This is a genomic window from Cyclobacterium plantarum, from assembly GCF_011290685.1.
In the GTDB taxonomy this organism is placed as follows: domain Bacteria; phylum Bacteroidota; class Bacteroidia; order Cytophagales; family Cyclobacteriaceae; genus Cyclobacterium; species Cyclobacterium plantarum.
Genome location: NZ_JAANYN010000005.1, coordinates 269,966 through 294,622, shown reverse-complemented (window position 1 = coordinate 294,622; position 24,657 = coordinate 269,966). Strand labels below are relative to the sequence as shown.

Genomic DNA, 24,657 nt, shown 5'->3' with positions numbered 1-24,657 from the left:
AATACTATGAATTCACAGGAATTAATCAAACGCTGTTTTGTCATTGGCCCCATGAAAGACATGAGCAGGCTCAACCTGCTGGCAAGAAAGATCGTGGCACCCCTGGTAGGACCCCATGGTTTTACGGTGATCACCCCCGAAGAAGGCAATATCGGTTCGGTCATGGACCAGGTCCTGTTATACCTGGAACAAGCCGATATATTGGTCGCAGACATTACGGGTAATAACCCTAACGTCATGTATGAATTGGGAATTTACCATTCCTTCGGTAAACCTTCTTTGATCGTCAAAGACAGTTCTGTCTCAAATGAACAGGAGCAAACCCCTTTTGACATCGCTGCCTACAGGTTTTTAGACCTTCCTTTTGATGATACTGAGGCATCAAAAGCCCTCTTGAAACCCCGGTTTGAGGACATTATCAAGGTATTGGGTGAAATTGACTGGTTTCCCAATCCGGTAACCCGTTTTTACAATGCGCCAATCGCCGAAATTCCCACAGCTGTGGGCCTGTCAAAAAACTACCTGAAAAACTTCCTTTCCATGATTCTTCCCAAAGTATTCATGAGGTATGAAGACAGCGATGACTTCGAACTGAAAGTATATGAAGTAACTGGAAAGGACGACAAGGGCAACCCCATTGAACGGCAGCTGGATCAAAAACAACGGGAAAAGTTGCAGTTTGAAATCCTGATTCCTGATAAAATGCACATGGCAAACCATGACTACATCCGGAATCTCCAGGAGGGGAAACTGATTGATTTTGTAGGTGCCAAAGTCATTCGCCGTTCCCGTCCATTCAATCTTTATCTACGGTATGATGAAACCGGAACCCCGGTGCTAATCGATATTCCCACCGTATTGGTCACCCTGAATGAATCCATTCAGCGCCGGCGCGGTCTGCAGGAAACGCAAATAGACAATTCAGAATGGCTTTTGCTGGAAACTCAGGAACTTGAACGCTTTGCCACCAAGTGTGAATTGTTTCGTAAAAAACTGGAAACCGAATTCCCCAGCACCAAAAAGAAAATTCGAATCGTATGGCGGTGGAATCCGGAAATAGCAACCCTTGATTGAAATTGACGTGATTTAACCACTTAATGGCAAGTCTGATGCCTACCTTGGGTTAACTCCTCTTTCAAGAGTAGGTCATATGTGATGGATAAAAAATAGTTTATACCCTGATATTTAACTCGCCTTAGTGGGATAATGTATGGTAGTATCTTCCTGTTATGGATTCGAGGGAATTTTTCTCACCTCCTCTTACGACAATTTAAGACAGATTTGGCCTAAAATCAGTTCGGAATCAGGTAATAAAATTAGCCGGATCAAATTTAAACCCCTCCATTTTTGGAAATATCAAATAATAGCCAAAAGAGATGAAAATGCACCTCACCATTTTCGAAATAAAAAAGCCATAGCCAGATTAATTACCTGACCATGGCTTTTAGCAATAGATTCAAATTAACTCAATTATTAATTATTGATCAATACATCTGCGCTCAGGTTGTTGTTATTACCTGCAGGAGGATTATTGTATCCTCTGGCCAGGATGGTATAAACTCCACCAGATCTCAAATTTAAATCCGGAATGGACAATACTTCCTCTCCATTATCTGTCAAATTTACCTGGAAAGATTGAACCCCGCTTTCGACAGCCATAAATGAGGTCGGGTCCAAATAAGCATTTCCATCTGCCAACACGGTTGTTTCATCTTCTACCGACCTGACCAGATTTACTTCCGGAGAATCGGGAGATAGGTGAATAAAACGTACGGCAGCCTCTCCTGAGGATAAGGATAACACTTCATCTTCTACCAAAAATGCCTGAATATCATCATATTCATTTACATAGAATAATGAATATGCAGCTTCTGGTTCAAAATTAAAAGTAGTATCCACCACTACATTTGAAGCATTAACCGGACTAACACGCATGGTCCTTTCTCCTGCATAGAAATTGAGATAATTGGAATAATCCGAATATCTAAGTGGATAGTAATTGATGCGTCCGTTTTCCATTAAGATATCCAATGGAGGGGAATCAGGTGAGGCATTGTATAGCCCTACATAGGATATGTCCGGTAGGGGAACAGGGTCGTCATCCCCTACATCACAAGCCGATATCACAACGGCTATCATGCCAACACCAATTGCGGACATTATTGGAAATCTTTTCCTTTTTATAAATTTATTCATTTTTTCTAAGAACATAATATTAAATAAATTTAAAATTTAAGATTTATTGAATACAATATATAACGACACAATTGTCATGCCGAATCCCGCCAATGGGGGACTGCAATTTTTGGTAATTGGGGGTGTTACCTCGGAAGGAAATGATATTAGATATTTTGAAAAGTTCCGCCCCGTTAGCAAATTTCACATCATACCTATCTGTAAGATTCTGATCTTCCTAAATGAAAGGAACCGTGAGGCAACCTTCAAAAGCACAACAGCCATATTGCCTGCTGCCAGATTAAAAGAATTTTTTGTAGGGAATTTCTATTGAAAACGAAAGCCTTTTTTGGTACCAGTGCCATACTGATAAAAAACAAGGCTTTCTTATCCTTCCATGCTTGTTTTGTAAACTTGGGCAATAAACTTACTCACTTTGGGAAAATGAATGGAGCACAAATCTCAATCCTTCCTGCTTTCAAAATTGGGTACCAGCTCCCTGTACCATTTTTCTAGCTCATTGCCCCTAAACACGAACAGGTAGAATTCGTCATCGTTCGGAAAATTGCGGTAGGAAAGCACTTCTAGCGGCACTCCCCCTTCGAGACGCTTCTCCGCGATAGTATAATTGTTGCCAAGAATTCCGGTAACCTGTTCTCTGGACATTCCCAGCTCCAGTTGGTTCATATTATTGCTTCTCAGGGAGGCAAAAAGATGCGGTGAGCAGGAGGAAAGAATTATCAATATAAAAACCACAAAAAACAACTGACTTCTTATCATAACTGATCTAGTTTACCCTTACTACACGTAATCCTTAAAAAAATGGTTGTCACTAATCTGTACGAATACCGGGAATGCCAGGCAAAAGAGAAAGTATCGCTGATTATTAAACGTTTCAATTAGTTTTAATCTTCATTTGGTTGTACCTTAGGGAAAATCATGGCCCAAATCGATCGACGGTTACTATTTGATTTGAAATCCCTTTCTAAAAGGATATGAATTGGCTTGATCAACGATCTCAAAAAAAAAGAGTCTGTAGGGATTCAGCAAAGCTGCTTTTTCGGCTCCTTTTTCCTGGTGCTCTGGGAGGCCGGCTTTTATTCATTTTTCTATTTTTCACACTTGCTTTTTGCCAACGAAAAAAAGCCTCAGAACGGGCCAGCGCTGCAGTCCAAAAAAGCAATCTGCTTGAAAATTTCACCTTTTCTATGGATACCCTGATGGTGGATACAGGAGATCAACTGATCAACTTTGGCATCCCATTTATAGGGGCAGTTTCCCCGAATGGCTTGTACTACCATATCCTCGACTACAAAACATTGGAATTTCAGCGGATACATCTTGACTCGTTAAAACTGATTGATACATATTCTCTTGAAAAAGACGGGCCCGATAGCCCGGGATTTACGTTTACCTTTCAGCCACTCGGTGAGGGCCTTTTCTTCTTTCCCGCTTTCGGGAAACCATCGATCATCCGGAAATCTGGAATCAAGGTTCGATCCTGGAATCTGAATCAGGAAAAAATTATTGAAGGATTCCCCGTAGAATCGGCAACAGTAAACAACAGGATTGTATTTGACGCTAACCTGGACCAATTGTATTCACTACCTTTTAACTATGAAACCCGGGACTATTACCTCACAGTGCTGGACTCCATAGGTGAGCGGAAAGTGATGGTGCCTCTACCCGAATTCCAGAAAGCCCATTTATTCACCATCCGTACAGGTGGACCTGAAGGCGGTGGCCTGAAGATTGAGTTGCCGTTTTTACAACATTTTAATGACAGGGTACTTATTTCCTGCACGGTCGGAAACGGAATTTACGTCTACGAGTCCAGATCCGATAGTCTTTTTTACAGGCGATTTCCGCTCAAATTGGTTCCTCCGGAAAAAACAGGAGAAGTTAAAAACCAGGTTCATAGCCAGCAGGAATTTGAGAGAGAATTGGAAAAACTGTCTACTCAAATCAGCCACTGGAATTTTATCAGGGACGAAAAAAGCGGAAGGTATTTCCGGTTTGCCACTAGGGTACTGTCCCCAGAAACTGAATCAACCGCCGCCAAACTCGAAATCTTCCTTATGGCCTATTCTGAAGATCTGGAACTTATCGGAGAGACAAAAATCAAGGGGCTGTCTACCTTGCCAAAGGGCGGATTTTTCAAGGATGGTAAGCTATGGAGCCATGTCAATGTGGCCGATGAATTGGGATTTGCCGTGATGGATTTAAAATTCTAACCATTCCCTGATAAATAAGGCAAAGAAGGATACAAACCACTATTCAAAGAGGGGCCAGTGCGAGGTTGAAAAATAGCTCCATTAATTCTCTTTCAGCTCCAAAAACACCATTCTGTAGTCCTCACTATCGAAATAAACATACAGCCTGTTGGCATCAATTTCAAAGTAGACGGCATTCTTCAACGCTTCTGTATAGGAGATATGGTGGCTTTCTTCCGGAAAAATAATGGTGCCGCCTTCCGGAAAATCCCAATAGGGCAAGCCAACTTCAAACTCAATAGCTCCCTGCTCATCATAAGAAAAACAGGAATGAAGTACCCCCAGATGGGTCCTGCTTTCCAGTTTAAATCTTCCCTGACATGCTTGATCTTCCTCAGCCCATTCCTGATCCATTAACTTCAGGTAAAGTGGAAAATCATAGTCATCCAGCCTATTATCGTATCCTCCCTGATAATGGGTAAGATGAGCCAGTCTCGCCGTACAGGTATAGGGGTAAAAATTGCCTGTTTCCAGATGTTCAAAACCGACAAATTCCCAATTGCCTATCAGCGGTATGGGGTCTCCCTCCTGATCCAAATCAAATCCGCAGACCGGATAGGCGGGGTCTTCTGTAGTCTCCTCCACTTCCGCAGGCCCTTCCATTTCTTCCGGCTCCCCGGGTGAGGAAATATCCTCAGAACACGAAAACACAAGCATCAATAAAACAAGAAAGGCAGTATTTCTTACCATAGAACCCCTTTTTTAACTAAAGAACGCTTAGTTAAGGTTATTAGTATTCATTGCCACTAAATGGCTGTCCCAGGACCAGTTTATCCCCAGAATCATCGACTTCAAAAAGTTTTGGGATACGTATGTACCGGCCGTTCTCCCCTACCCAATGGCTGTGGACTGCCATCAGCAACTGTCCCTCAAAAGTCCTGAACAACATCCCATGTCCATAGTTTGGGGGAGTAAAGGGCTTTTCATCGTGAATCCAGGGACCATCCAAAGTCCCGCTTTCCGAATAGGCTACTCCCTGGGTATAATCACCAAACACCCAACTGGTCCAGAGCATGCCCAGCTTTCCGGTCTGGGTTCTGAATAACCAGGGTCCGTCCGTGACCTTGTTGGGAATGGTGTCTCCGTTTTCATTCCGCTCCCGGCTCCAGGGGGATTCACTGGCTTTGAAAAGGAGCTTGCTTTCTCCCACCGAACCACTCAGATCGGGTTTCAATTCGATTCTTTCGATGGTACCGTCCCAGTTTTGCAACCATTCGTAGCAATAAACCATATAAGGCTTCCCGTCTTCATCCACCCAAAAAGTCCCGTCCAGGGTCGGTTTATCGGCTGGCAGGTAGGTAGGGTCTTCCATGGACCGGTAAGGTCCTTCTGCCTTATCGCTAACCAAGATATGGGAGGCCCTGCGCTCGATCACATTCCCTTTTACCATATCGATTTTCACCTCCCTATTGGTAAAGGTGGCAAAGTTATAATACTTGTCTTTATACTGATGCAGTTCGGCGGCCCAGATCATGGGTCGGGGACCCATCCAGGAATCAGGATCGGTTTCGACAACCCGGAACGGCCCGGTCCAGAATTTAAGGTCCCTGCTTTTCCAGAGCAAAGCTCCCGTTCCGGTCATGTAATACATGGAAGTTTCGGGATCTGCCAAAATACAGGGGTCGCTTAACCGAATGGAATCCAATGGGATATTTTCCCTGATTTCAGACAGCCGGTCTTGGGAATAGGCAAGAGGCTGCAGGGCCAGCATAAAAAGTAATAAGGTAATCAACTGTTTCATAGGATTGGGTCTGTTAAATTGAAATGCAAAGGAGCAAAAAGGAAATGGCGGAATGGCTTTCAAAAAAAAGACACCAACCTAACTTAATATGAGCAATTCGTTCACAGAAAGTCTTTGCTCCATCAGGGAAATTTCCTCACCGGGCAGGTATCGTTGTATACTGGCATTGCTTCCTTTTTTCGGATTCGTATGAACTTCAATCCAATTGTTATCCAGATCGATAATCCAGTATTCCGGAATGCCGCCTAAAGCATAGAGGGGTGCCTTTACTTCTGTATCAAACCTAATAGAAGCATCGGACACTTCGATGATGGCCAGCACATCGGCAGGAACCGGATGTGCGGAAGCATAAAAAAAGTCAGGGCGGTATTTTAACAGGCAAATGTCCGGTTCATGTTCATTCCTATCATCGAATTGAACCGGATTTTGAACACCGGTAACTGCTTTACCTTTAAACAACTCATTCGACAAGCCGGCCAATTTATTGACTATACCTGCATGCATACTTCCAATGGGGTTCCTCTCATATAGCTCACCGTGTATCAGTTCCAAACGGTCATCCGGCTTTAGAATGCCCATCTCCGCCATTTTGTGGTATTCGGCTACATTGATCAACCCCTTTACTACTTCAGTTGCCATACTAATCCGCTTTTTCTGGTTTTAAAGATAGTCAATTTCGGTTTTAAATGCGAATAGGCAATTCTATTGGTGAGTCTCACTTTTCTGACTATTCCTTTAACTTTACCCATACGATGATGGGATTCAGTTCGAACCCTGTTTCATCAGTCTCCTTCCTGATATAAAAATAGTCACCGTCCCCAAAAGCATGTAACAGTTGCTTCGTTCCATCTGCTACCGTGAATCCTTTCTTTAAATCATAGCCAACATTCTTTTCCTTATTGTATACAAATTGGGAAATCGGATGCTTATCGCTACGATAGGTCATGAAAAAATAATCACCCTGCCCGGTGATTTCTAATATATTAAATTCTTCCCTCTTGTCAGTAAAAGCAAAATCTAACCTACTATGCGGCTTGAGGTGATTCCCTTCTATAGTATATAAAGTATCCCTTTGCAAATCCTCATTCATGATCACTGCGAGGAATATCCCAGGCTCACGATCAAAAGAACTGATATATTGTTGCAAAATATATCTTCCCATTGTTTCCTTTCCGGAGAGGGGTACATTTTTGACAAGGATGGAGTCCGTTACTACAAGATGCTTATCCAGGCGGTAACCCATGATCTTTAGCACATTACCATTATTTCCAGACTGAATGAACCCCCCATGGGAAAGCACCCATACTCCGTTATCAGTGGCGTTTACATAAAATGGAAAAGGGAAATGAGCAGAACCGATAATTCCCCTTCTTCAATGTACTTCAACAGGGCATGGTTAAAATGGGCGGCCACCAATAAACTTTTGCTTTCGGAATCATATCTGATTGCCTGAGCCCCCAGGTACTCCCCCGGTGCCTCTCCTTTTTTTGCGATTTCACCCACATAGGAGCCGTCCAACCGAAATTTAATGATCCTATCCAGATCCAAGATATATAAATGTTCATCGGATTTGGTAATGCTGGAAAGAGATTTAACCTATATCTCATCTCCTGTTTCCAATGGAATTTCTTTGATAGAAGAAGCGATATCGGAAAGCATTAATTCTTCACCCTCTACATTGGTTCCTTTAATAACAGGAATTCCCTCCGGGTCCTTAGAACAGGAAATATGGAAAACCAACACAGCAAGCAAAAGAAAATTGTATTGAAATAGCTTCATTCAAAATCTGTTTGTTGATTGATTGTCCTGCGTAAGATAAGTTCTGACCCTGGTAATTCCTAGTTAGTTTTTTTTCCTGAAAATTCCGAACCGTGAATGCGAGACTTCAAACCTGAACCTGAAAACAGCAAAAGAAAATACCAATCAGGAATCGAGCTCCGTCAACCAGGAGAATTTCAGTTTGTGCAAAGAACCACTCAATCCGCCAACGTCACCCTAAATGGCGCCAACGGCAAACCTTCCTGGTTAAAAACGCCTGCCTGCGGATAATCTCCCCAGGCGTATCGAATGGCAGTGGGTTGGGTGACTTCTCCGTAATGCACCCGAATGGTATTTCCCTGCAAGACGGCATTCGCTGGATGAAATACTCCATCAGCGTCGGCAAGCTCAAAACCGCAGGATTCACCGGTACAATCCAAAACCAATTGCTGCCCCGGATCCTTCATATGGACAATTACCGTATCCGCCTTGACTTGATGAGAGCCATAATAGGGGCCATCGGCCTCCACGCTCAGTCCATACACTTTCTCGAGTGCCTGTAATGCCAGTCGCCTGCCAAATTCCTGCTTGTTTTTGGGGTGGACATCAAAGGGATCCCCAATATCGATGGAAACTACCATCCCGGTATGAGGAAGTTCCAATGCGGTTTCCTGCGCTTCACGGAGCGGACTTCTTACGAACGTCCTTTTTCCAAATTCATGGCTGGAATAGGTTCCGGTGTTTTGTACAAAAAGAAAAGGCAGCTTTTCATTCTTCCAGTAGGCTCTCCAGTCCCGAATCAGTCGCTTAAATAGCTGCGCATACAATTCAGGCCTTCTGGCATCGGCACCACCCTGGTCCCAAATAAAGCCTTTGATTCCGTAGGGAATGAGCGGACTGATCATACCGTTAAATAAAAACGAAGGCTCGTTTACATAAAAGGGCCTTGCAGGAGGAATGGGTTCCTGATTTTCGATTCCTTTCCAGCCGGAAACAAGTGATAATTGAAAATTACCGGAAGTTTCGTTTAAGGCATATTTTTCCGGGGCACCATGAAAGCTAGCTCCTCCCCATGGGTTGGAGAGACGCACGGTGATTTCGTTGATGCCACCCGCTATCCAGGCTGCAGGCACCCTGATGCTTATCGGTGCTGGGTATTGGAAATATCCCAATTCCTGTCCATTCCAATACACATGACTTTGCCTGTCCAGGAATCCGAGCTGCAAGGTCAGGTCTGCGGTTGCCAACTCCTGCTCCAGGTTTACCTGCTGCTTTATCCACAGCACCTGGCCATGTGCCGCTGTATCATCAAAAAGATCCAAATCTTTCCAACCAGTTGCGGAATACCCGGGCTCAAGCATCTGGCGCTTAACTTCAGGGTCTGGATGACTCAACTTGTTTCTCCGGATACGGTGATGTTCATTTGCGGCCTGAACCTGATTACCCCAGGTTTGAGGAAAATACCGCAGATCGGTTTCCCGTTGTCGTGGCAGGGAGTCCACAAAATCCTGCAGCGTCTGTTCATTGGTCCAGGTCAATATACTGGTCCCACCCCAGGAACTGTGGATGATTCCAATCGGAATGTCCAATTCCCCGTGGAGCTTTTTCGAAAAGAACCAGGCAGGTGCAGAAAAATTAGCCAATGATTCCGGGCCAGCCATTTCCCAGCTACCAGCAGAAAGATCCTTCACCGGAACTGGTGAGGGGAATAGGGGCACATCGAAAAGCCGTATTTCCGGGTAATCGCTGTCCGCTAATTCTTCAGCAGCATTCCTGATTTCAGAATGGGGGATCCATTCCCAACCTCCAATGGGATGCTGCATATTGGATTGTCCTGAAGCCAGCCAGACATCTCCTATCAGAACGTTGTTGAATTCGACTTTTTTTTTGCCCCCTCGATGTTCATGGAATAGGGTCCGCCGGCTGGGAAGGCCGGTAGAGCTACCTCCCAGTTTCCGTTGGATGACACCCTTGCCCTGGCTGTTTTGTTTCCCATACGGACGGCCACTTCATCACCCGCTGTCCCGACACCCCAAACGGGGATCGGCTGATCCCTTTGGAGCACCATATTATCGGAGAATACCCTTGCGGTCTGTAGCGATTGGGGTAAACTGACCGGGACAACCGTACGGAGCATAACCGGTCCAAACAATCCCGAAGGTATCAATGGCACTTCCTCCCAGGGCACCCGGATATGGCTGATCCCTTTGATATTGGTTTCCTCGATATGCGTTTGGGTAAAGTTTCCTCCAGTAATGGCGTCTCCGGTAATCCGGTTGGACCAGGTATTGGCTACCTCGACGCGTAGCGTATTGATCCCCGGGCGAAGTAGATCGGTCACATCAAAACGATAAGGTTTGGCCCAGGTAATGCCCAAACGCTCATCATTCAGCCAGACCTCCGCCACATGTGAAAGATCTCCCAAATCCAGATAAGTCTTGGCACCGGCCTGGTCCGTAGGATGAAGGGCATGTACAAATTGCTTTTCATAACGGGCTGTTCCCGAAAAATATTTGATCCCCTCCACATCAGATGAAGTCCAGGATGTCAGCTCCGGAAACACAGCTTTTTCGGGAGCACCCCAGCCTTCCGGAAAAAACACCTCCCAGGCTCCATCAATATTACTTTCATGAATACTGCTATGTATTTCCTGAGAACCGGCTTCTTCACTCAATACAAAGATCCCCTCTTCCCATATCTCTATGCCGTCCGCCGAATAGGTTATTTTTGGCGGATGCAAACCAGCACCTGCAATTTGTGAATAATGCGCTTCAGCCTTTCCCGGCCCAAATACGACAAACTTGCTTTCGTAGGGAGCCAATGTAAGGGGAAGGCTGATTTGGGTTTCTTTTTGTTCATACACAGCCACCGGCACAATTTGGCCGCTAACCGGATCCCATATCTCCGGCACCTTATCCTGCTGCCGGAAATGCACATTTCTGGAAAGCCAATCCCCTGTGGTATTGACGATAAAATAGAAATCCATCTCCCCTTTTTGGTAATGGGTATAGTCCAGTGTATAGAATGACTTGTCGGCATAATCGAAATCAGGCACAATTCCCATTGCCTGCATCAGCCCTGTAGGGTCGCGATCCTGGTAGATCATTGATGCTCCCTCCGTAAATTCTTTTGGCCCATCCGCCTGCCAAAGTTCTTCCAGCCATCCATTCATATCAGGCATTCCTGGCTTCAATTTTCTGCGAGCAATCTCTTTTGGTCGGGGCCCGATGATTACCGCCCCCTTTTCTACCATATCTCTCAGCTTAAGCAAAACTTCCGGATGGATTTTATGCTCCTCCGTCAATGCCAGCACGCTGAATTTCGCTCCATTTATGGGATTAATGATCTTGCCTTCCTGCACTTCCAGCCCAAGGAGTATCTCCGTATTGACCAGTTCGTAGTCATAACCCGCCCCCGGGGAGAACCTGCCACGTTTATGCCCGCCATAATTGGGAATGGTATCCCCATAATAGTAAAGGAAATCAGCTTTAAAATCAGCCTCCTGAAGAATATAGGAAACCCTGGCCAGGTATTCGTTAAAAGGCCTGATCTTCGGCCACCATACCCTCTTGTCATTGTAATGGGTTCCTGCATGGTAGACGATACCGGGCACACCTGTTCCGTCCGGATTGTGGGTAGATCCATGCACCACCACTTTATTCATACCTTCAGCAAAAGCCCGGTCTCCGATCGGCTTCATCTCAAAAGGGCCTTCCTGCCAGTGTTGGAATGAAGTGAAGGCTTCCATTTCAACAATTCCCAGCCCATATATGTGAGAGGCCGAGGAGACTTCCTTCACCACCCGTAAAATATCCATCCCGTCTTCGTTGTACCGGCCGTGATTGATCCAGAATTCACCTCTGGGGATGTCGAGCCCTTTTCCCAAAGCTTTTAACGGTTCCACGGGAACATTGTGCAGGGGAAGACCGGGTCCTCCGGCCTCACTGTTGTTTTTGAGGCCATGGGCATTGCAGACTTCTTTGGATTTCATGTAAAAATTTTGGATCATCAGTTCGGACAAGGTCCGCTGAAAATCAGCCTGGAAATTGGCTGTTGTTTCGGCTGAAAATTCCGCTTCTTCAAATAAGATTGGCAGGAGTTTTTTGACATCATATCCATTGATCGACTTGAATTTCTCCGGTAGCGTGGGGGTCCAGGTAAAACCCCTGGCTTCATAACTGGCCATGTAAAGGCTTTTGAGGGCAGTTTGTCTCAGGTCCCCCAACACCGATTGCAATCTGTCGATGATATAATTAAAATGGAAGGCTGTGGCTTCGGCATCGTAATGGTCCACAATGGGGCCTGCGGAATATTTACTGGGCAGAATCAGGTTTTCACCGGAATTAGAACTCACATATCGTACAATTTTCCATTCTCCTTCCGGAGCCTCCCAGTCCAGAATCTCCGTTTTAGGATTGAAAAATTCTGAAATATCCCTGATTTGGCTGGTATCTGCCAGACTTTCTCCGGGAAATTCGGGAATCGCCAGCAGGGCGATTTCGGCTGCATAAACCGGTTTACCATCCGCTCCGAATTCTATCATCCGCTTTCTTCCTCTTGGATCCCTTTCCGGTATTTCGGGAAAGGGAATGGTAATTTTCTGTCTTTTGCCACCGGAAAGATTGACCTTAGATTGATAAATGGATTTGGCGGCATGCTCTGGGGTCAGCCAGTTCCCTCCCGCATTCCAACTACTGGCCGTATTTAAGCCTACTTCCAACTCCAACTTTCCGGCTTCCTCCACCGCAAATTGGATAGTTTTCAAGGATTCTTCTCCCAAAAATTCCGGACCTGTGCCGACCAGAATTGTATCTCTGGATCCGATTTCAAATATGGTAAACCCAGATACTCCGGCTTCCTTGAATGCACGTATTTCTTCCTTTAACCGCAGGCTATCTACATGCCCACCCAGCCACCAATGGTAAACGATGGGGTGGGCATCGGGAGGCGGGGTTTGAAACCCTCTGTGAAACTTTTCATATTCCGGGCTATTTTGTCCAAAACCAGGCAAAATAAGCCCGGCAAAAAAACCGGAAAGGAAAAGGATGTATTTGATTTTTGTATTCATGGTCTGGAGATTTTGGGATTTAAGATTCGTTACTATTGGGTAAGCGAGCTGTGTTCCGGCAAGGGATGCCATTCCAGAAACGGATCGCCGATTTCCCTGATCCATGCTGATAATGCTGCCTTCATGGTGTTTTTGACAGACAGATAATTTTCTTCATAGGCCAGATTGGTTGTTTCTCCCGGATCCTTCCACAAATCGAACAATTGCTCGTTTCTTTCTCCCTGATTATACAGGTTATATTTAAAGCGCTTATTCCGAATCATTCTTGCATGCCTGGTGGAATCCAGTTTATCATCGGCCAACTGCACGACCAAATAGTCCCTTAAATTCTCCCGGGGATCTTCCAACACCGGCCTCAGGCTTTTGCCGGTAAATTGGGCATTATTTCCGACACCGGCATAATCCAATAAGGTTGGCGCCAGGTCTACTCCCGAGACCAACTGATCCCGGTTTATACTTCGGGAGGGGACATGCCCCTTCCAGCGAATAATAAAGGGAACCGTAGCTGCCTCCTCATATAAACTCAATTTGGCTGCCCAGCGGTGCGCAGCGGCACCATCTCCATGTTCGCTGGTAAGGACTACAATTGTATTGTCATCCAGCCCTGCGGATTTAAGTGCCTCCATTATTTTTCCTATCTCTTTGTCTACCATCTCCGTAAACCGGTAATAATGGTACAGGTAGGCCCGCCAGTCTTCGGGGCTGTAGTCTTTGGTTAACAACAGCTCATCCCCATAATGGTCCATCAACCGTTTTTCGTCAAGGAATTCCGGCTCATCTTCGGCAATTCCAAAATTCGGAGGCAAAGGAGGGAGCGTATCCAACTCGTCAGCTTTGGCATACTCATCAGGCCTTCTCGGCACATGGCAAATGTCATGCGGATTGTGAAGGGAAACGGCCAGAAGAAAGGGATTTTCACTGTTATACTCCCGAATATAATTTACCGCTGCATCTGCAATAGGTCCGTCAGTGTCCTCACCCAGGTCCCAGGCCTCATCCAGAGACTGAAAGGGAATCACTTTAAACCCCGACACGGAATCCATATTGTCTTTGGCAGGGTAGGATTGCGGCAGGTGCCACTTTCCTGCCCAGGCTGTTTGATATCCTGCATCTTGAAAAAGATGGCCAATCGTGGGCACGGAGGAATCAATATGTGTGGAATTCCAGACCACACCTGTTTTATGAGGCATCATTCCTGTAATCAGGCTGCTCCTGGCAGGCCCGCACACCGGACTGGTACAATAAGACGCTGTAAAATAGGTACCTTCAGCTGCCAACTGATCCATTGCAGGCGTATGTAAATTTGGATTGCCCAAATAACTGATGGCATCATTGGTTTGCTGATCGGTAAGTATGATCAGGATATTTGGCTTTGCTTTCTCTTCGCCTTTTTCGGAACATCCAGGTAAGAATACCCCGATTATAAGGATTGAGAACAGATAGGATAAGTTATCGAAACGCATAGAAAATAGGATTTATTGGTAGTGCCTAAGCAGTATTAAGCATTGATTTGAGCGACATCGTTTTTTAGATTTTATTACCAGGCAAACACCACTGTTCCGGTAACATTACTTACTTCTACATAGGATCCTCTTTCGTCATTAATTACAGTAAACTGGACCTGTCCGCTTTTCCAGGGATAGCCGGAATTAAGAAAAACCTGCAAATCATCCTTCGTGACAGCGTCCTGGGGATAAAACCTTAGGGTGCCGTTCTTTAATCCGCTCACCTGGTACCGCTTTTCAATTCCTTTTTGACCTGAATGTAGCTCCTTAAAGGAGAGCATACCAGACTCCTGCTCCACAAAAGCCCGACACTCCCTGTGCCATGCGGTAGGCATGGTATATGTGGAATGGCCCTCTTCAAGTATCGTTTCCAGACCCAACAGCAATGGTGCCCCCTGTTCAAATTTAAAATATTGCTTAACGGTAGAATTCGGATTATACCCGGAGAAAATAAAGGCATTGTCCGATCGGTTGATGGTCAGCACCGGATCTTTAATCGAAATATTCTGTTTTTCAACCTTGAGGTTCATTCCAAATGCCGACAACATCTTTCGAAGTAATCCTGGAACAATTACATATTCTTCCGGATCATCCGGGGTCAATAGCCTGCCTCCCGTAAAATCACTGGAGTTGGTCCCTCTAAAATACAAAACTTTACCTCCCTTCCAATCCGGATGGGCCCGAACCCAGGCCATGTCTCTTAACTGGCCCGATTGCTCCACATGAAGCAGTTTTCTTGAATATTCATCTTCGGGATCACTCATTTTCGAACGGAACCCTCCGCCGGAAAATAAAGACCTATGGTTAATCAAACCAGGAGCATTCTTCTCCACCAGATCTTCATTTACCCTGGAAACCAATCGCATTTCACCTTTTAAAGGAGCTAAGTTAGTAAGATTGATAAAATCCATAAATTCGGGGCCCGAATGATCCATCGGCCCGAATACAATGAGTTTGCCTCCATTTTTCACAAACTCCATTAAGGCCTTCTCATAGCGCGAATCTTTTGCCGGGGCAATGGTAACCAGCACCGATTCTTTAAATATCCCGGACTTTTTTACGTTTACTTCCTGAAAAGATGTCGTAGAAATAACCGTATTCAATGGCAGACCGGAATTGATGGCCTGCCGGATAAACCAATCACCATAATATACCTCTGGTAACCTTCCGTCCTCATTTTTTGCCCAATCATGGTACTCGTCAAATGGGTACACCCAAACCAACGGACCTGGGGATGTAGGCAGGTCATACCTGGCCTTTAGAATATGAGGGATCACTTCATCAGGTACCTGCGTAGGCATATTCCCATAAGTATCATCAATGGTCAGGAAATTCAGATGGCTGGGAACACCCATTTCTCCATTTTCATCAATTCTTCCTACTGACATCGGCAGGTAAATGTCATGCGGTTCCCGCCCATACCTGTCGAGCCAAGGGCTATTGATCCACCATGGGTCATGCGTGTAGTACCTAAAAGGAAACCTGGAATCAGGCAATTCAGCCATTCTGGACATGTATCCGGCCAACTCTAACCCAAAATCGCCATCCAGAGCAGCCCATGGAGAATTAGGCGGAGGCAACATGTTAAATCCTCCCTCATAGATTCCTTTCAAATCGACCGCATCCCTGGCCAGGTCAGTGCCTACGGAAAGATTTGTTCCGCGGGTTTGAATGGGAAAATCCGGACATTCCTGACGAAAAAGCTTCCAGAATTCCAATACTTTTCCTGCGGCAGGGTTGAGCTTTTCTTCCTGAAAATCTTTCCCGGAAAAAATGGCCCCTGTGGCAGACCATCCTTCTGCTCCAAACCCAAACCCGTTGCTGAACCAGATATAATCAAAGCCTAAATCGGTAAGAAAATGTTGGCTCTGCCGGCCAAAGAAAGTACCAAACGGTGTCTCGTCGGGAATACCGTCAGGAAAGCCAGCATAGGTTTCGGAATCACCTTCCAATACAGCATAACTGCTCACAAAGGTTTTGTGCCCCATGGCATTGCCACCCAATATTTCCGGGTGTTTTTCATATTTAAAAGGGGATTTGGCGAATTCCGGCCCTGGATCAAAAGTGGCTCCTACCAGAATCGGTTTACCCGTAATTCTTCTACCTGCTTCTTTGAGGGATTTAACGATAAAAGCCAGGTCCCCATAATTGAATTCCGGAGGATTTTCCCGATACAAAAGGGCTCTTTCATGAAGGGAGAGGGATTCTGGCCCTGATCCCACTTCATGTTCCGTATTCGGGTTTCCCATGTACATCGCCCATTCCAAAGGTTGAAACTTATTGCCCTTATAATCCAGTATTTCTGACCCGTCGCCGGTCCATAACATGACGGAAACGGTATCAGCATGCCGGAGTAAGGATTGCCACTGGGTAAACATTTCATGGGCGACCGCCCGAATATACGCCTTCTCGTTAACCTTAAAAGGCTTTAGGGAAGCCTCCAACGTAATGTTGTTGAACGGCTTTCCCTTAAGATTATCCTGTGCGTTCGTGTGCCATGCAATAAGCAGGCACACGAAAAGTAACCCGTACCTCATGAATGTGGTCATCAGTACCCGGTGTTTTGTCCTAGGTCAGGATTGATGTCGATTTCCCTCAGGGGTATCGGCATCACCAAATTATGCTCCTCCACTGTAAAATTCATGTTATTCTGCTGAAAATACCCGTTCATAACCGGTAAAAGCCTGCCTGTTCTTACCAGATCAAACCAACGGTGTCCCTCCAGGAAAAATTCTACCCGCCTTTCCTGTTCCAATGCCAATGACAGCTCATCTGAAGACAAGCCTGATAAATCTTCCAAATCGGCACGATTTCGCACCCTATTCAGGTATTCCAATGATTCCCCGGTATTTCCTGTCTGGTTAATCGCCTCTGCGTACATCAATAATACGTCTGCATACCTAAGCGCAGTAAAATTCACTCCTCCATCTCCCTGGACACCTGTCGTAAAATCTACAAATTTAAGTCCATACAATTCATCTTCGTATTCTCCGGTAACCAAAAGCACCGAGTCACCAATCGAAGCCTCTCTCCTTAGATCGCCGGTTTCATAGGCATTTGCCATATCAGGAGTAGGAAGCACCCTTCCGGAACCTTGCATCTGATTCGGGAAAATATCCATATCAAACCGGGCAGGCGTAAAAATACTGGAGAAACCGTTGCCCACGCCCAGGTTACCAGACATGAATTTAATTTCAAATATAGATTCATCCAGATCATCATTTCCCGGACTAAATAAGCTTTTGTAATCCTCGTTGAGGGTGTAGGCGTTGCTATCTATCACTTCCTTCAGAATGCTGGCGGCCAGGTCATATTCCTGAGTAGTCAGGTAGACCTTCCCTAGCAAGGTTTTTGCCGCAGCGGTTGAAGCCCTGGATTTTCCCAAACCATTTACCCCTTCCAATAGCATGGCAGCCTGGGTGAGGTCCTGCTCAATCAGGGCATATACTTCCTCAATAGGTTTTCTTGACATGTCGTACGAATTTATCGCTGCGGGACTTCTGAAAGCAACATCCACTATAGGAACCTGTCCAAATGTCCTTACCAGGTGAAAGTAGCCGTATGCCCTTAAAAACAGTGCCTCTCCCCGGATCTGATCCTTTGCCGATGCACTCATTTCCACATCGTCCAACCGGTTGAGAATATTATTGGATCTGGACACGGTAGTAAAACACAGCGACCAAACGGTATTCAGAAAGCCGTTGGCAGGGGTAAAATTCACTTCGTCCAACTCCACTTCCGAAACAGTGGGCGATGTCCATTGAATTTCCGCATTATCAGTAGTGAGTTCACCCAAATATACCAACGCGGTGCTGTGAAGGTTTTGTAACCCGGAATAACTCCCAATTAAAGCAGTTTCGAAATCGTTGACATTTTGATAAAACGAGCCTTCACTGATCTGATGCTCAGGCTCCAATTCCAGAAAATCAGAGCAAGCCGACATTAATATGCAGCAAACTATATATATGTAATATCTTTTCATGACGTTCTTTCTAAGGTTATAGGGTTATTTTAAGACCAAGTGTATAGGTACGTGGAAGCGGGTAGTTCAAATAGTCCAATCCTGCATTGACCACATTATTTCCCGTAGTAGTAGATTCCGGGTCGTATCCCGGATAGTCGGTCCAGGTGTAAAGATTGGCAATATTGCCATACACATTTAATCTGGTTAGCTTGAACCTGCTCACCAGCTCCTGCGGCATTTCATATCCCAACATGACGTTTCTTAACCTCACAAATGAGGCATCAAATAGGAATTGGGAAGAAGTACCAAAACCGTTGGCATAGTTACTTCGGATGGCCCTGGGGATAATCCCATCCCCGGGATTTTCCTCTGATCGCCACCTCCGGTCCTGAATCGCCAACCCATTTTGCACACTATTAGAACCCATCAAGGAGCCACCAGACATCAAATAAGTTTGAGCACCTTGTGATCCCACAAGTGAAACATTGAGGCTAAATGCCCCCAACCTGAAATTATTATCCATTCCCCATACAAAATCTGGCCAGGGATCTCCTACTATTTTCCGGTCGTTTTGATTGATGACACCATTTCCGTCCACATCTTCAAACCTAAGATCGCCAGCCTGGGTCCTTGGGTGAAACAACGCCGCACCATCCAACTCCTCACTTGTCATGAATACGCCTAATTTGTTGATTAGGAAAAAACTGGAAACAGGATATCCTACCTGAGTGACCTGAAAGGAGGAGGTAGCTATTCTTCCACCCTCAGTGGCCAATTTCAATACTTTGTTTCTATTGGCCGTAAATGTAAAGTTACTGTTCCAACCAAAATTGGTTTGGTTGACATTAATGGTATTCAACCCCAACTCAAGCCCTTTGTTCTCAATATCGCCAATGTTTTGGGTGGAACTTGTAAATCCTGAAGCCGCTGGCAACTGAACGGCCAAGAGCAGGTCTGTTTTGAGGTCACGGTACACGTCTGCCGTGAGGTTTATCCTGTCCTGAAACAAGCCCAAATCCAAACCAAAATTGGTTTGTCTCGATATTTCCCATGTAAGGTCGTCATTGGCCAAACTGCTCGGCACCAAACCCGGAATCAATCCGCTATTATTAATATAGCGTGTGGTAGACAATAACCCAATATGGGTATAGTTACCGATTTGATTATTACCCGAAATACCATAACTGGCCCTCAGTTTTAAATTACTGAGAAAATCTGCATTGCTAAGAAACTCCTCTTCGGATATATTGTATCCTACTGAAAACGAAGGAAACGATCCCCATTTGTAATTGCTGCCAAACCGGGAACTGCCATCCCGTCTAATGGTGGCGGTAAACAAATATTTGCCGTCATGAGCATAATTAACCCTTGCCATCAGTGACATCAGTGACCATTCATTCAAGGTTTGGGTACCTGCATTCACAATTCCTCCCGACAGGTAAGTCACATAATTAGTAGGGAAATCAGAAGCTCCTGCAGATAGCCTGTCACTGCTATTTTTCTGAGCGGTAAAACCAACTACTGCATTGAGAGAATGCTTGTTATCAAAAATCCGATTATAGTTAAGTGTGTTTTCATTTAGCCAATTCAAACTCTCGATTTTGGTAGCACCTGCGGTCGCAGGGTAATTCAGAGAGGTATACAATGGAACAGCATTTGACCGCCATAAACGCGTATTATTGGAGGTGAAATTTACTCCGGCAGAAGTCCTGAACATCAGGTTTTCTGTTAAATCTACTTCCAGGTAGTTATTGGTAAAAACATCCATCACTTTCCTTCTGTCCTGTGTCCCTTCACTTACTGCCAGCACATTGGCCAGAAAGCCCAAGCCGTCAGTAACATCCGCCTGGTCAAAATAATAATTCCCTTCATCATCATAAACAGGAATAGTGGGTGATGCGGCCAGTGCATTTGAAAGAAGCCCTCCTTGTCCGTAATGAGATTCGGTATTGGCAAAACGCCCATAACCATAAGAACCGTACGTAGATGTTCCGACGCGGATATTATCGGTGATCTGGGCATCAAAATTCACCCGCAAGTTAAATCGGTTGTAATCAGAATTAACGACGATTCCTTCCTGAGAAAAATAGCCGGCTGAGATAAAAAAATTGGTATTGTCTGTCCCCCCTCTGGAAGAAAGCTGAATATTACTGACAGGAGCTGTCCTGAAAATGACATCCTGCCAGTCGGTGTCAGTAGTAATGGATGAAGGGTTTCTGAACTCCGGCCTTACCCGTGTTGCCACACTTCGCACCGAATTGGGGTCATCAATGTTTCCTCCTGCAAATACCCAGGCGTTGTCTCTGCCATCTGCTACAAATTCTGCGTACTGCTGCGCATTCATCATATCCAATTTGTTAGCCACTTCCTGGTAACCATGTGATATATCCAGGTTTATTTGTGCCTTTTCATAAGATCCTCTTTTGGTGGTAATAATGACCACTCCGTTGGAGCCCCTTGAACCATAAATTGCCGTAGCAGAAGCATCCTTTAATATTTCGATGGACTCAATATCCGATGGATTGATGGAAGTGAGAGGGTTGATCCTGTTGGATGTGTTGGAAGCCATGTTTTCCGAAGAAAAGCTGGATCCGCCATAACCACTCATATCCGTATTGCCTCCACCATCGACCGGGTACCCGTCAATTACATATAGTGGCTGGTTGCCTCCTGTAATGGAACTTACGCCCCTTACCAGAATATTCACATTCCCACCTGGAGCACCTGAAGTTTGGTTGATCTGTACTCCGGGAACCTTTCCCTGCAACATCTGGTCAAAACTAACTGAGGAGGGCTGTAAAAACTCCTCAGATGTGATCCGGGAAATGGACCCACTCAAATCCTTTCTTCGTTGGGTACCATAACCTACTACCACTACTTCATCCAGTTGTTTTTGATCAGTCCGCAATCGAATATTCACTACATTCTGGCTGCCAACCGGAACCTCCTCAGTAATGTACCCTACGTAAGAGAAGATCAAAACGGAGCTGGTACTGCTTACGTCGATCTGAAATTCTCCATCAATGTCCGTCACGGTGCCGTTGGAGGTGCCTTTCTCCAATACGGTTACTCCCGGAATAGTGCTACCGTCTTCTGCGGCCGTCACTGTTCCGCTGATGTTCAACCGATCAGCGACTTGCGCAAACAGGTTATAATGGCCGGGAAAGATCCCCAGGATCATTAGAACCACCGAAATTTTGAAAGCTGTTTTCATGGTATTTTGGTTTTGGTTATTAACTTGGTTTATGAGACAATCACCGATTCGATTTGCAGGTAATTGGCGATTTTTTGGATGCTGCCGGCATGATGACCAATACCCAGGGCAAAATGGTGGGTGGGTCCTTCCTTGACCCATTTGGTAAGAAAGGTCCGCACATCGGGTTTAAAGAAGCCCCTGGTATTGGTATTCCCAGTAGGAGGAATGGGGCCTTCCACCGATTCTCCTTCGGCCATTACAAATTTGAATTTTCCCTGGTAAGTTGAACTGATGCTCAGCATGGTAATGGGCCCCTCCTTGATCTTGAATTCTACCCCTGCACCAAAGCCAGGCTTACCGTGGTATTTCTTTAAACTCCGCAAGACTGGCTTCCCCTGAGCGATGGAGATATTGTGCGGACCATCATGCCCTACCAGTACAAAGTTTTCTTTAAAATCTACGGGATGAAACTCTGCAAAACTTCCACCGATCCCCAGGCGGTCCATGATAAACATGGCCAGGCAAGTTTTAAGGTCAGATTCCCCACACATCGGAAAACCAGAACTAGTCAGCAGGGAGTTGCCCACGATCAGGTTGGACATGACCAATTGGGTAGGGCTGTTGTCCTCTCCATTATAGTAGTAGGCCAAACCATCTAGCTCTTCACTCTCAATGAATTTCTTCAGGGCCAGAGATGCCTTTGCAGCCACACTTAAATCGGCTGGCTTTAATTTTTCGGAAATGGGGTCAGATACCGGGTCCGGCGTATCAAAGAATGAAAGTATGCGCTTTTCTTCCCGGGTTACTTCCGCATCGCTTACCTGGTTGACATACTGGTGAACGATTTGATTGGCCTCACACTGCACCACATGTACACCAAAATGAGCAGTAAGCATGGTCGCATCCGTATGCATGTCCAGCATGGCTTCTATGGGATGCCCTATATGGCCGATCCTGGCTGTTTTCAGCCCATGCAAAACTTTCGCAATCCGACAATATTCCCCAATCAAAGCCTCTGCCTCCGGATCATCATGAAGTGTACCTATGATGACCTCGGGCACCTGTTTCCCAAACCTTACTGCCACCCCGGCAAATTCCGGAAGGGAACAGATATCGTCATTATACAATTGCATGTAGGTTGAGGCACGGGAATAGTCCATGGCTTTGTCCGGCTGCAGGGCAACCAGAACAATGGGAACCTCCATATTTTTGATAATGGCCCCAAAAGTACTGGAAGTAGCATAGGTGAGCATGTCACAAAAAATCAAATCAAGATTAGCAGCTTTAAGTTTAGGCACCAAAGCATAGGCGGATTGGGCATCATCTACCAGTCCAAAATCAACGATTTCTACCTGGTGCTTTTTTAATTTCTCCAGGAATACCCCTTGCTTTTTCAAAAGATCTTCCAATAATCCGTCAAACTGAGACCAATATTTGAAATACCCAACGCCAAACACCCCTATTCTGGGTTTTGATTCCATGCGCCTTTCAAGCTGGTAGGTATCAGACCCGGACTTTACATCTTTTATCGGCTTTTTCATTTTTCTATGTTTAAAAATTTGAAATTTCAACGGCTATTCATTCAATACATGGCCCATTTTCCCATTTGCTGCAAATTCCATTGAGGTAATCTTCGGAACAAAAACCAGCAGTATTACAAACGCCAATGGGTACATGATCCCCGCCACCAGCCATAAAGGCCCGTAAGAGTGATTTTGGGCAACCCAGCCTATCACCGGATTCAGGATCATGCCGGAAACCGCTCCCGCCGTTCCCGAAAGTCCCACCACCGTGGAAGTGGCATATTTACCGAATATGTCTGTTATGGCTGTGATGTAGTTGGTAATCCAGAAACCATGGGCAAGCATCATCAGGGACATGAGCAAAATGGCCACTTCTACAGAGGATACAGTGGAGATAAATGGAGCCACCAGCGTGAGTGCCGCAGCAAAACCCATGACCCATTTCCTGGCAGCATTTATCGTCAGGTTTCGGGATACCAGCTTGTCCGAGAACCATCCACCCATGATATTTGACAGTCCGAGGGCCAGGAAAGGAATCCAAAAGAGTTCTCCTATCCTTTCAAAAGACAGGTCACGTTCCTGGTTGAGGTATTTGGGTACCCAAAACATCAAAAAATAAAATACCGGGTCCAATAAAAATCGGATCAGAATGAACGCTAGTACGGTTCGGTTCTTTAGTAATTGGAGCAAGGGAACTTGAAATGGGCTTGCTTCTCTTTTTGTTTCCCTTTGTGAAACCGCGTGCAGGCTTTTTTTCCAGGATGGGGCAAACCAGGCAATGACCCATACCACTCCTACAATTCCTGGAATGATAAAGGCCCAGCGCCATCCATATTGTCCGGATATCACTATGGTCAGGGGAGGAGCTACGACCGCTCCTATAGCCGCTCCTCCAATGGCAACTCCATTGGCCAGTGCCCGTTCTTTTTTATCAAACCATTCGTACACCGTCTTGGCAGCCCCTGGGAAACAGCCCCCCTCTCCCATGCCCAGAAGAAACCTAAATCCCAGCAAATGGTAAAAATTGCTCATGACACCGTGAAGCGCACTGGCGATTGACCAAATGCCTACCGACAAGCCCAGGCCCAACTTTCCGCCTACCTTGTCTATCAGACGACCTCCTACTGTAAACATTAGCGCATAACTGATCAAAAAACCAGTATTGACCCAGCCATATTCCACATCAGAAATTTGCAACTCCTCCTGAATTTTAATGATTGTCATAGACAACACCTGCCTGTCAAGAAAATTCAGGCCGGTGGCTATAAACACCAGGATCAATATGTACCAGCGGATTTTTGGGCTCATATACTTAACGCTCTAAGTTGCAAAAGCAATAATATAACCTTTGAAGCTAAAAAACAAGAGTTAAGCACCCATTTGCAATATTATTTTGTCAAAAAGATATTTTTCCTAATATAAATCTATTAATTTTTATAAATAAAAATCCAACC

Annotated in this window: 17 protein-coding genes and 1 pseudogene; 2 read left to right on the top strand and 16 right to left on the bottom strand. The window is 45.4% G+C overall.

Going from position 1 to position 24,657, the window contains the following annotated elements:
• Positions 1-6: 6 nt before the first annotated feature.
• Positions 7-1,074: an STING domain-containing protein gene (locus G9Q97_RS13620; protein WP_166147711.1), complete on the top strand. Its 1,068-nt coding sequence runs from the start codon at positions 7-9 to the stop codon at positions 1,072-1,074.
• 399 nt (positions 1,075-1,473) lie between these two features.
• Here G9Q97_RS13620 and G9Q97_RS13615 read toward each other — a convergent pair whose 3' ends face one another.
• Entirely contained in the window at positions 1,474-2,160 is a 687-nt protein-coding gene (locus G9Q97_RS13615) for a DUF4397 domain-containing protein (RefSeq protein WP_166147709.1), read from the bottom strand.
• A 477-nt stretch (positions 2,161-2,637) separates the two neighbouring features.
• Positions 2,638-2,955: an outer membrane protein assembly factor BamE gene (locus G9Q97_RS13610; protein ID WP_166147707.1), complete on the bottom strand. Its 318-nt coding sequence runs from the start codon at positions 2,953-2,955 to the stop codon at positions 2,638-2,640.
• A 215-nt stretch (positions 2,956-3,170) separates the two neighbouring features.
• On the opposite strand from G9Q97_RS13610, the gene G9Q97_RS13605 reads away from it, so the two are divergent.
• Positions 3,171-4,409 carry a DUF4221 family protein gene (locus G9Q97_RS13605; RefSeq protein ID WP_166147705.1) on the top strand — a complete coding sequence of 413 codons (1,239 nt, stop codon included), beginning with the start codon at positions 3,171-3,173 and terminating at the stop codon, positions 4,407-4,409.
• Positions 4,410-4,490: 81 nt separating this feature from the next.
• On the opposite strand, the gene G9Q97_RS13600 is transcribed toward G9Q97_RS13605, so the two are convergent.
• The 14 genes and pseudogenes from G9Q97_RS13600 to G9Q97_RS13535 form a co-directional block, all read right to left on the bottom strand.
• The gene (locus tag G9Q97_RS13600; RefSeq protein WP_166147703.1) at positions 4,491-5,138 is read right to left on the bottom strand and encodes a hypothetical protein; all 648 of its coding nucleotides are present in this window, start codon (positions 5,136-5,138) and stop codon (positions 4,491-4,493) included.
• A 40-nt stretch (positions 5,139-5,178) separates the two neighbouring features.
• The gene (locus G9Q97_RS13595; RefSeq protein WP_166147701.1) at positions 5,179-6,189 is read right to left on the bottom strand and encodes a glycoside hydrolase family 43 protein; all 1,011 of its coding nucleotides are present in this window, start codon (positions 6,187-6,189) and stop codon (positions 5,179-5,181) included.
• A 78-nt stretch (positions 6,190-6,267) separates the two neighbouring features.
• Positions 6,268-6,828 carry a Uma2 family endonuclease gene (locus G9Q97_RS13590; protein WP_166147699.1) on the bottom strand — a complete coding sequence of 187 codons (561 nt, stop codon included), beginning with the start codon at positions 6,826-6,828 and terminating at the stop codon, positions 6,268-6,270.
• 88 nt (positions 6,829-6,916) lie between these two features.
• Positions 6,917-7,444: a hypothetical protein gene (locus tag G9Q97_RS13585; protein WP_166147697.1), complete on the bottom strand. Its 528-nt coding sequence runs from the start codon at positions 7,442-7,444 to the stop codon at positions 6,917-6,919.
• A 68-nt stretch (positions 7,445-7,512) separates the two neighbouring features.
• Positions 7,513-7,770, bottom strand: a pseudogene (locus tag G9Q97_RS13580) (hypothetical protein); the annotation flags it as partial.
• A 15-nt stretch (positions 7,771-7,785) separates the two neighbouring features.
• A complete protein-coding gene (locus G9Q97_RS13575; protein ID WP_166147693.1) occupies positions 7,786-7,968 on the bottom strand; it encodes a hypothetical protein in 183 nt (60 codons plus the stop codon).
• Between the two features lie 197 nt (positions 7,969-8,165).
• On the bottom strand, positions 8,166-9,770 hold the full coding sequence (locus tag G9Q97_RS13570; protein ID WP_166147691.1) for a sialate O-acetylesterase: 1,605 nt from the start codon (positions 9,768-9,770) through the stop codon (positions 8,166-8,168).
• A gap of 35 nt (positions 9,771-9,805) precedes the next feature.
• Complete coding sequence (locus G9Q97_RS13565; RefSeq protein ID WP_166147689.1) at positions 9,806-13,015, bottom strand: glycosyl hydrolase; 3,210 nt, start codon at positions 13,013-13,015, stop codon at positions 9,806-9,808.
• Positions 13,016-13,047: 32 nt separating this feature from the next.
• Positions 13,048-14,478 (bottom strand): sulfatase family protein, encoded by a 1,431-nt coding sequence (locus G9Q97_RS13560; RefSeq protein WP_166147687.1) that lies wholly within the window; start codon positions 14,476-14,478, stop codon positions 13,048-13,050.
• Between the two features lie 74 nt (positions 14,479-14,552).
• A complete protein-coding gene (locus G9Q97_RS13555) occupies positions 14,553-17,069 on the bottom strand; it encodes a hypothetical protein (protein ID WP_246255663.1) in 2,517 nt (838 codons plus the stop codon).
• A complete protein-coding gene (locus G9Q97_RS13550; protein ID WP_166147686.1) occupies positions 17,069-18,502 on the bottom strand; it encodes a RagB/SusD family nutrient uptake outer membrane protein in 1,434 nt (477 codons plus the stop codon). The genes G9Q97_RS13555 and G9Q97_RS13550 overlap by 1 nt, the downstream gene beginning before the upstream one ends.
• 16 nt (positions 18,503-18,518) lie before the next feature.
• Entirely contained in the window at positions 18,519-21,698 is a 3,180-nt protein-coding gene (locus G9Q97_RS13545; protein ID WP_166147684.1) for a SusC/RagA family TonB-linked outer membrane protein, read from the bottom strand.
• Between the two features lie 29 nt (positions 21,699-21,727).
• Positions 21,728-23,221 (bottom strand): L-fucose/L-arabinose isomerase family protein, encoded by a 1,494-nt coding sequence (locus G9Q97_RS13540; protein ID WP_166147682.1) that lies wholly within the window; start codon positions 23,219-23,221, stop codon positions 21,728-21,730.
• 33 nt (positions 23,222-23,254) lie between these two features.
• The gene (locus tag G9Q97_RS13535) at positions 23,255-24,511 is read right to left on the bottom strand and encodes an MFS transporter (RefSeq protein ID WP_166147680.1); all 1,257 of its coding nucleotides are present in this window, start codon (positions 24,509-24,511) and stop codon (positions 23,255-23,257) included.
• Positions 24,512-24,657 lie beyond the last annotated feature (146 nt).

Coding starts and splice junctions, on each gene's coding strand:
- G9Q97_RS13550 (WP_166147686.1), bottom strand. CDS start 18,502: ATGAAAAGATATTACATATATATAGTTTGCTGCATATTAATGTCGGCT.
- G9Q97_RS13610 (WP_166147707.1), bottom strand. CDS start 2,955: ATGATAAGAAGTCAGTTGTTTTTTGTGGTTTTTATATTGATAATTCTT.
- G9Q97_RS13565 (WP_166147689.1), bottom strand. CDS start 13,015: ATGAATACAAAAATCAAATACATCCTTTTCCTTTCCGGTTTTTTTGCC.
- G9Q97_RS13555 (WP_246255663.1), bottom strand. CDS start 17,069: ATGACCACATTCATGAGGTACGGGTTACTTTTCGTGTGCCTGCTTATT.
- G9Q97_RS13600 (WP_166147703.1), bottom strand. CDS start 5,138: ATGGTAAGAAATACTGCCTTTCTTGTTTTATTGATGCTTGTGTTTTCG.
- G9Q97_RS13535 (WP_166147680.1), bottom strand. CDS start 24,511: ATGAGCCCAAAAATCCGCTGGTACATATTGATCCTGGTGTTTATAGCC.
- G9Q97_RS13540 (WP_166147682.1), bottom strand. CDS start 23,221: ATGAAAAAGCCGATAAAAGATGTAAAGTCCGGGTCTGATACCTACCAG.
- G9Q97_RS13615 (WP_166147709.1), bottom strand. CDS start 2,160: ATGTCCGCAATTGGTGTTGGCATGATAGCCGTTGTGATATCGGCTTGT.
- G9Q97_RS13545 (WP_166147684.1), bottom strand. CDS start 21,698: ATGAAAACAGCTTTCAAAATTTCGGTGGTTCTAATGATCCTGGGGATC.
- G9Q97_RS13590 (WP_166147699.1), bottom strand. CDS start 6,828: ATGGCAACTGAAGTAGTAAAGGGGTTGATCAATGTAGCCGAATACCAC.
- G9Q97_RS13560 (WP_166147687.1), bottom strand. CDS start 14,478: ATGCGTTTCGATAACTTATCCTATCTGTTCTCAATCCTTATAATCGGG.
- G9Q97_RS13605 (WP_166147705.1), top strand. CDS start 3,171: ATGAATTGGCTTGATCAACGATCTCAAAAAAAAAGAGTCTGTAGGGAT.
- G9Q97_RS13570 (WP_166147691.1), bottom strand. CDS start 9,770: ATGCAGCATCCCATTGGAGGTTGGGAATGGATCCCCCATTCTGAAATC.
- G9Q97_RS13620 (WP_166147711.1), top strand. CDS start 7: ATGAATTCACAGGAATTAATCAAACGCTGTTTTGTCATTGGCCCCATG.
- G9Q97_RS13595 (WP_166147701.1), bottom strand. CDS start 6,189: ATGAAACAGTTGATTACCTTATTACTTTTTATGCTGGCCCTGCAGCCT.
- G9Q97_RS13575 (WP_166147693.1), bottom strand. CDS start 7,968: ATGAAGCTATTTCAATACAATTTTCTTTTGCTTGCTGTGTTGGTTTTC.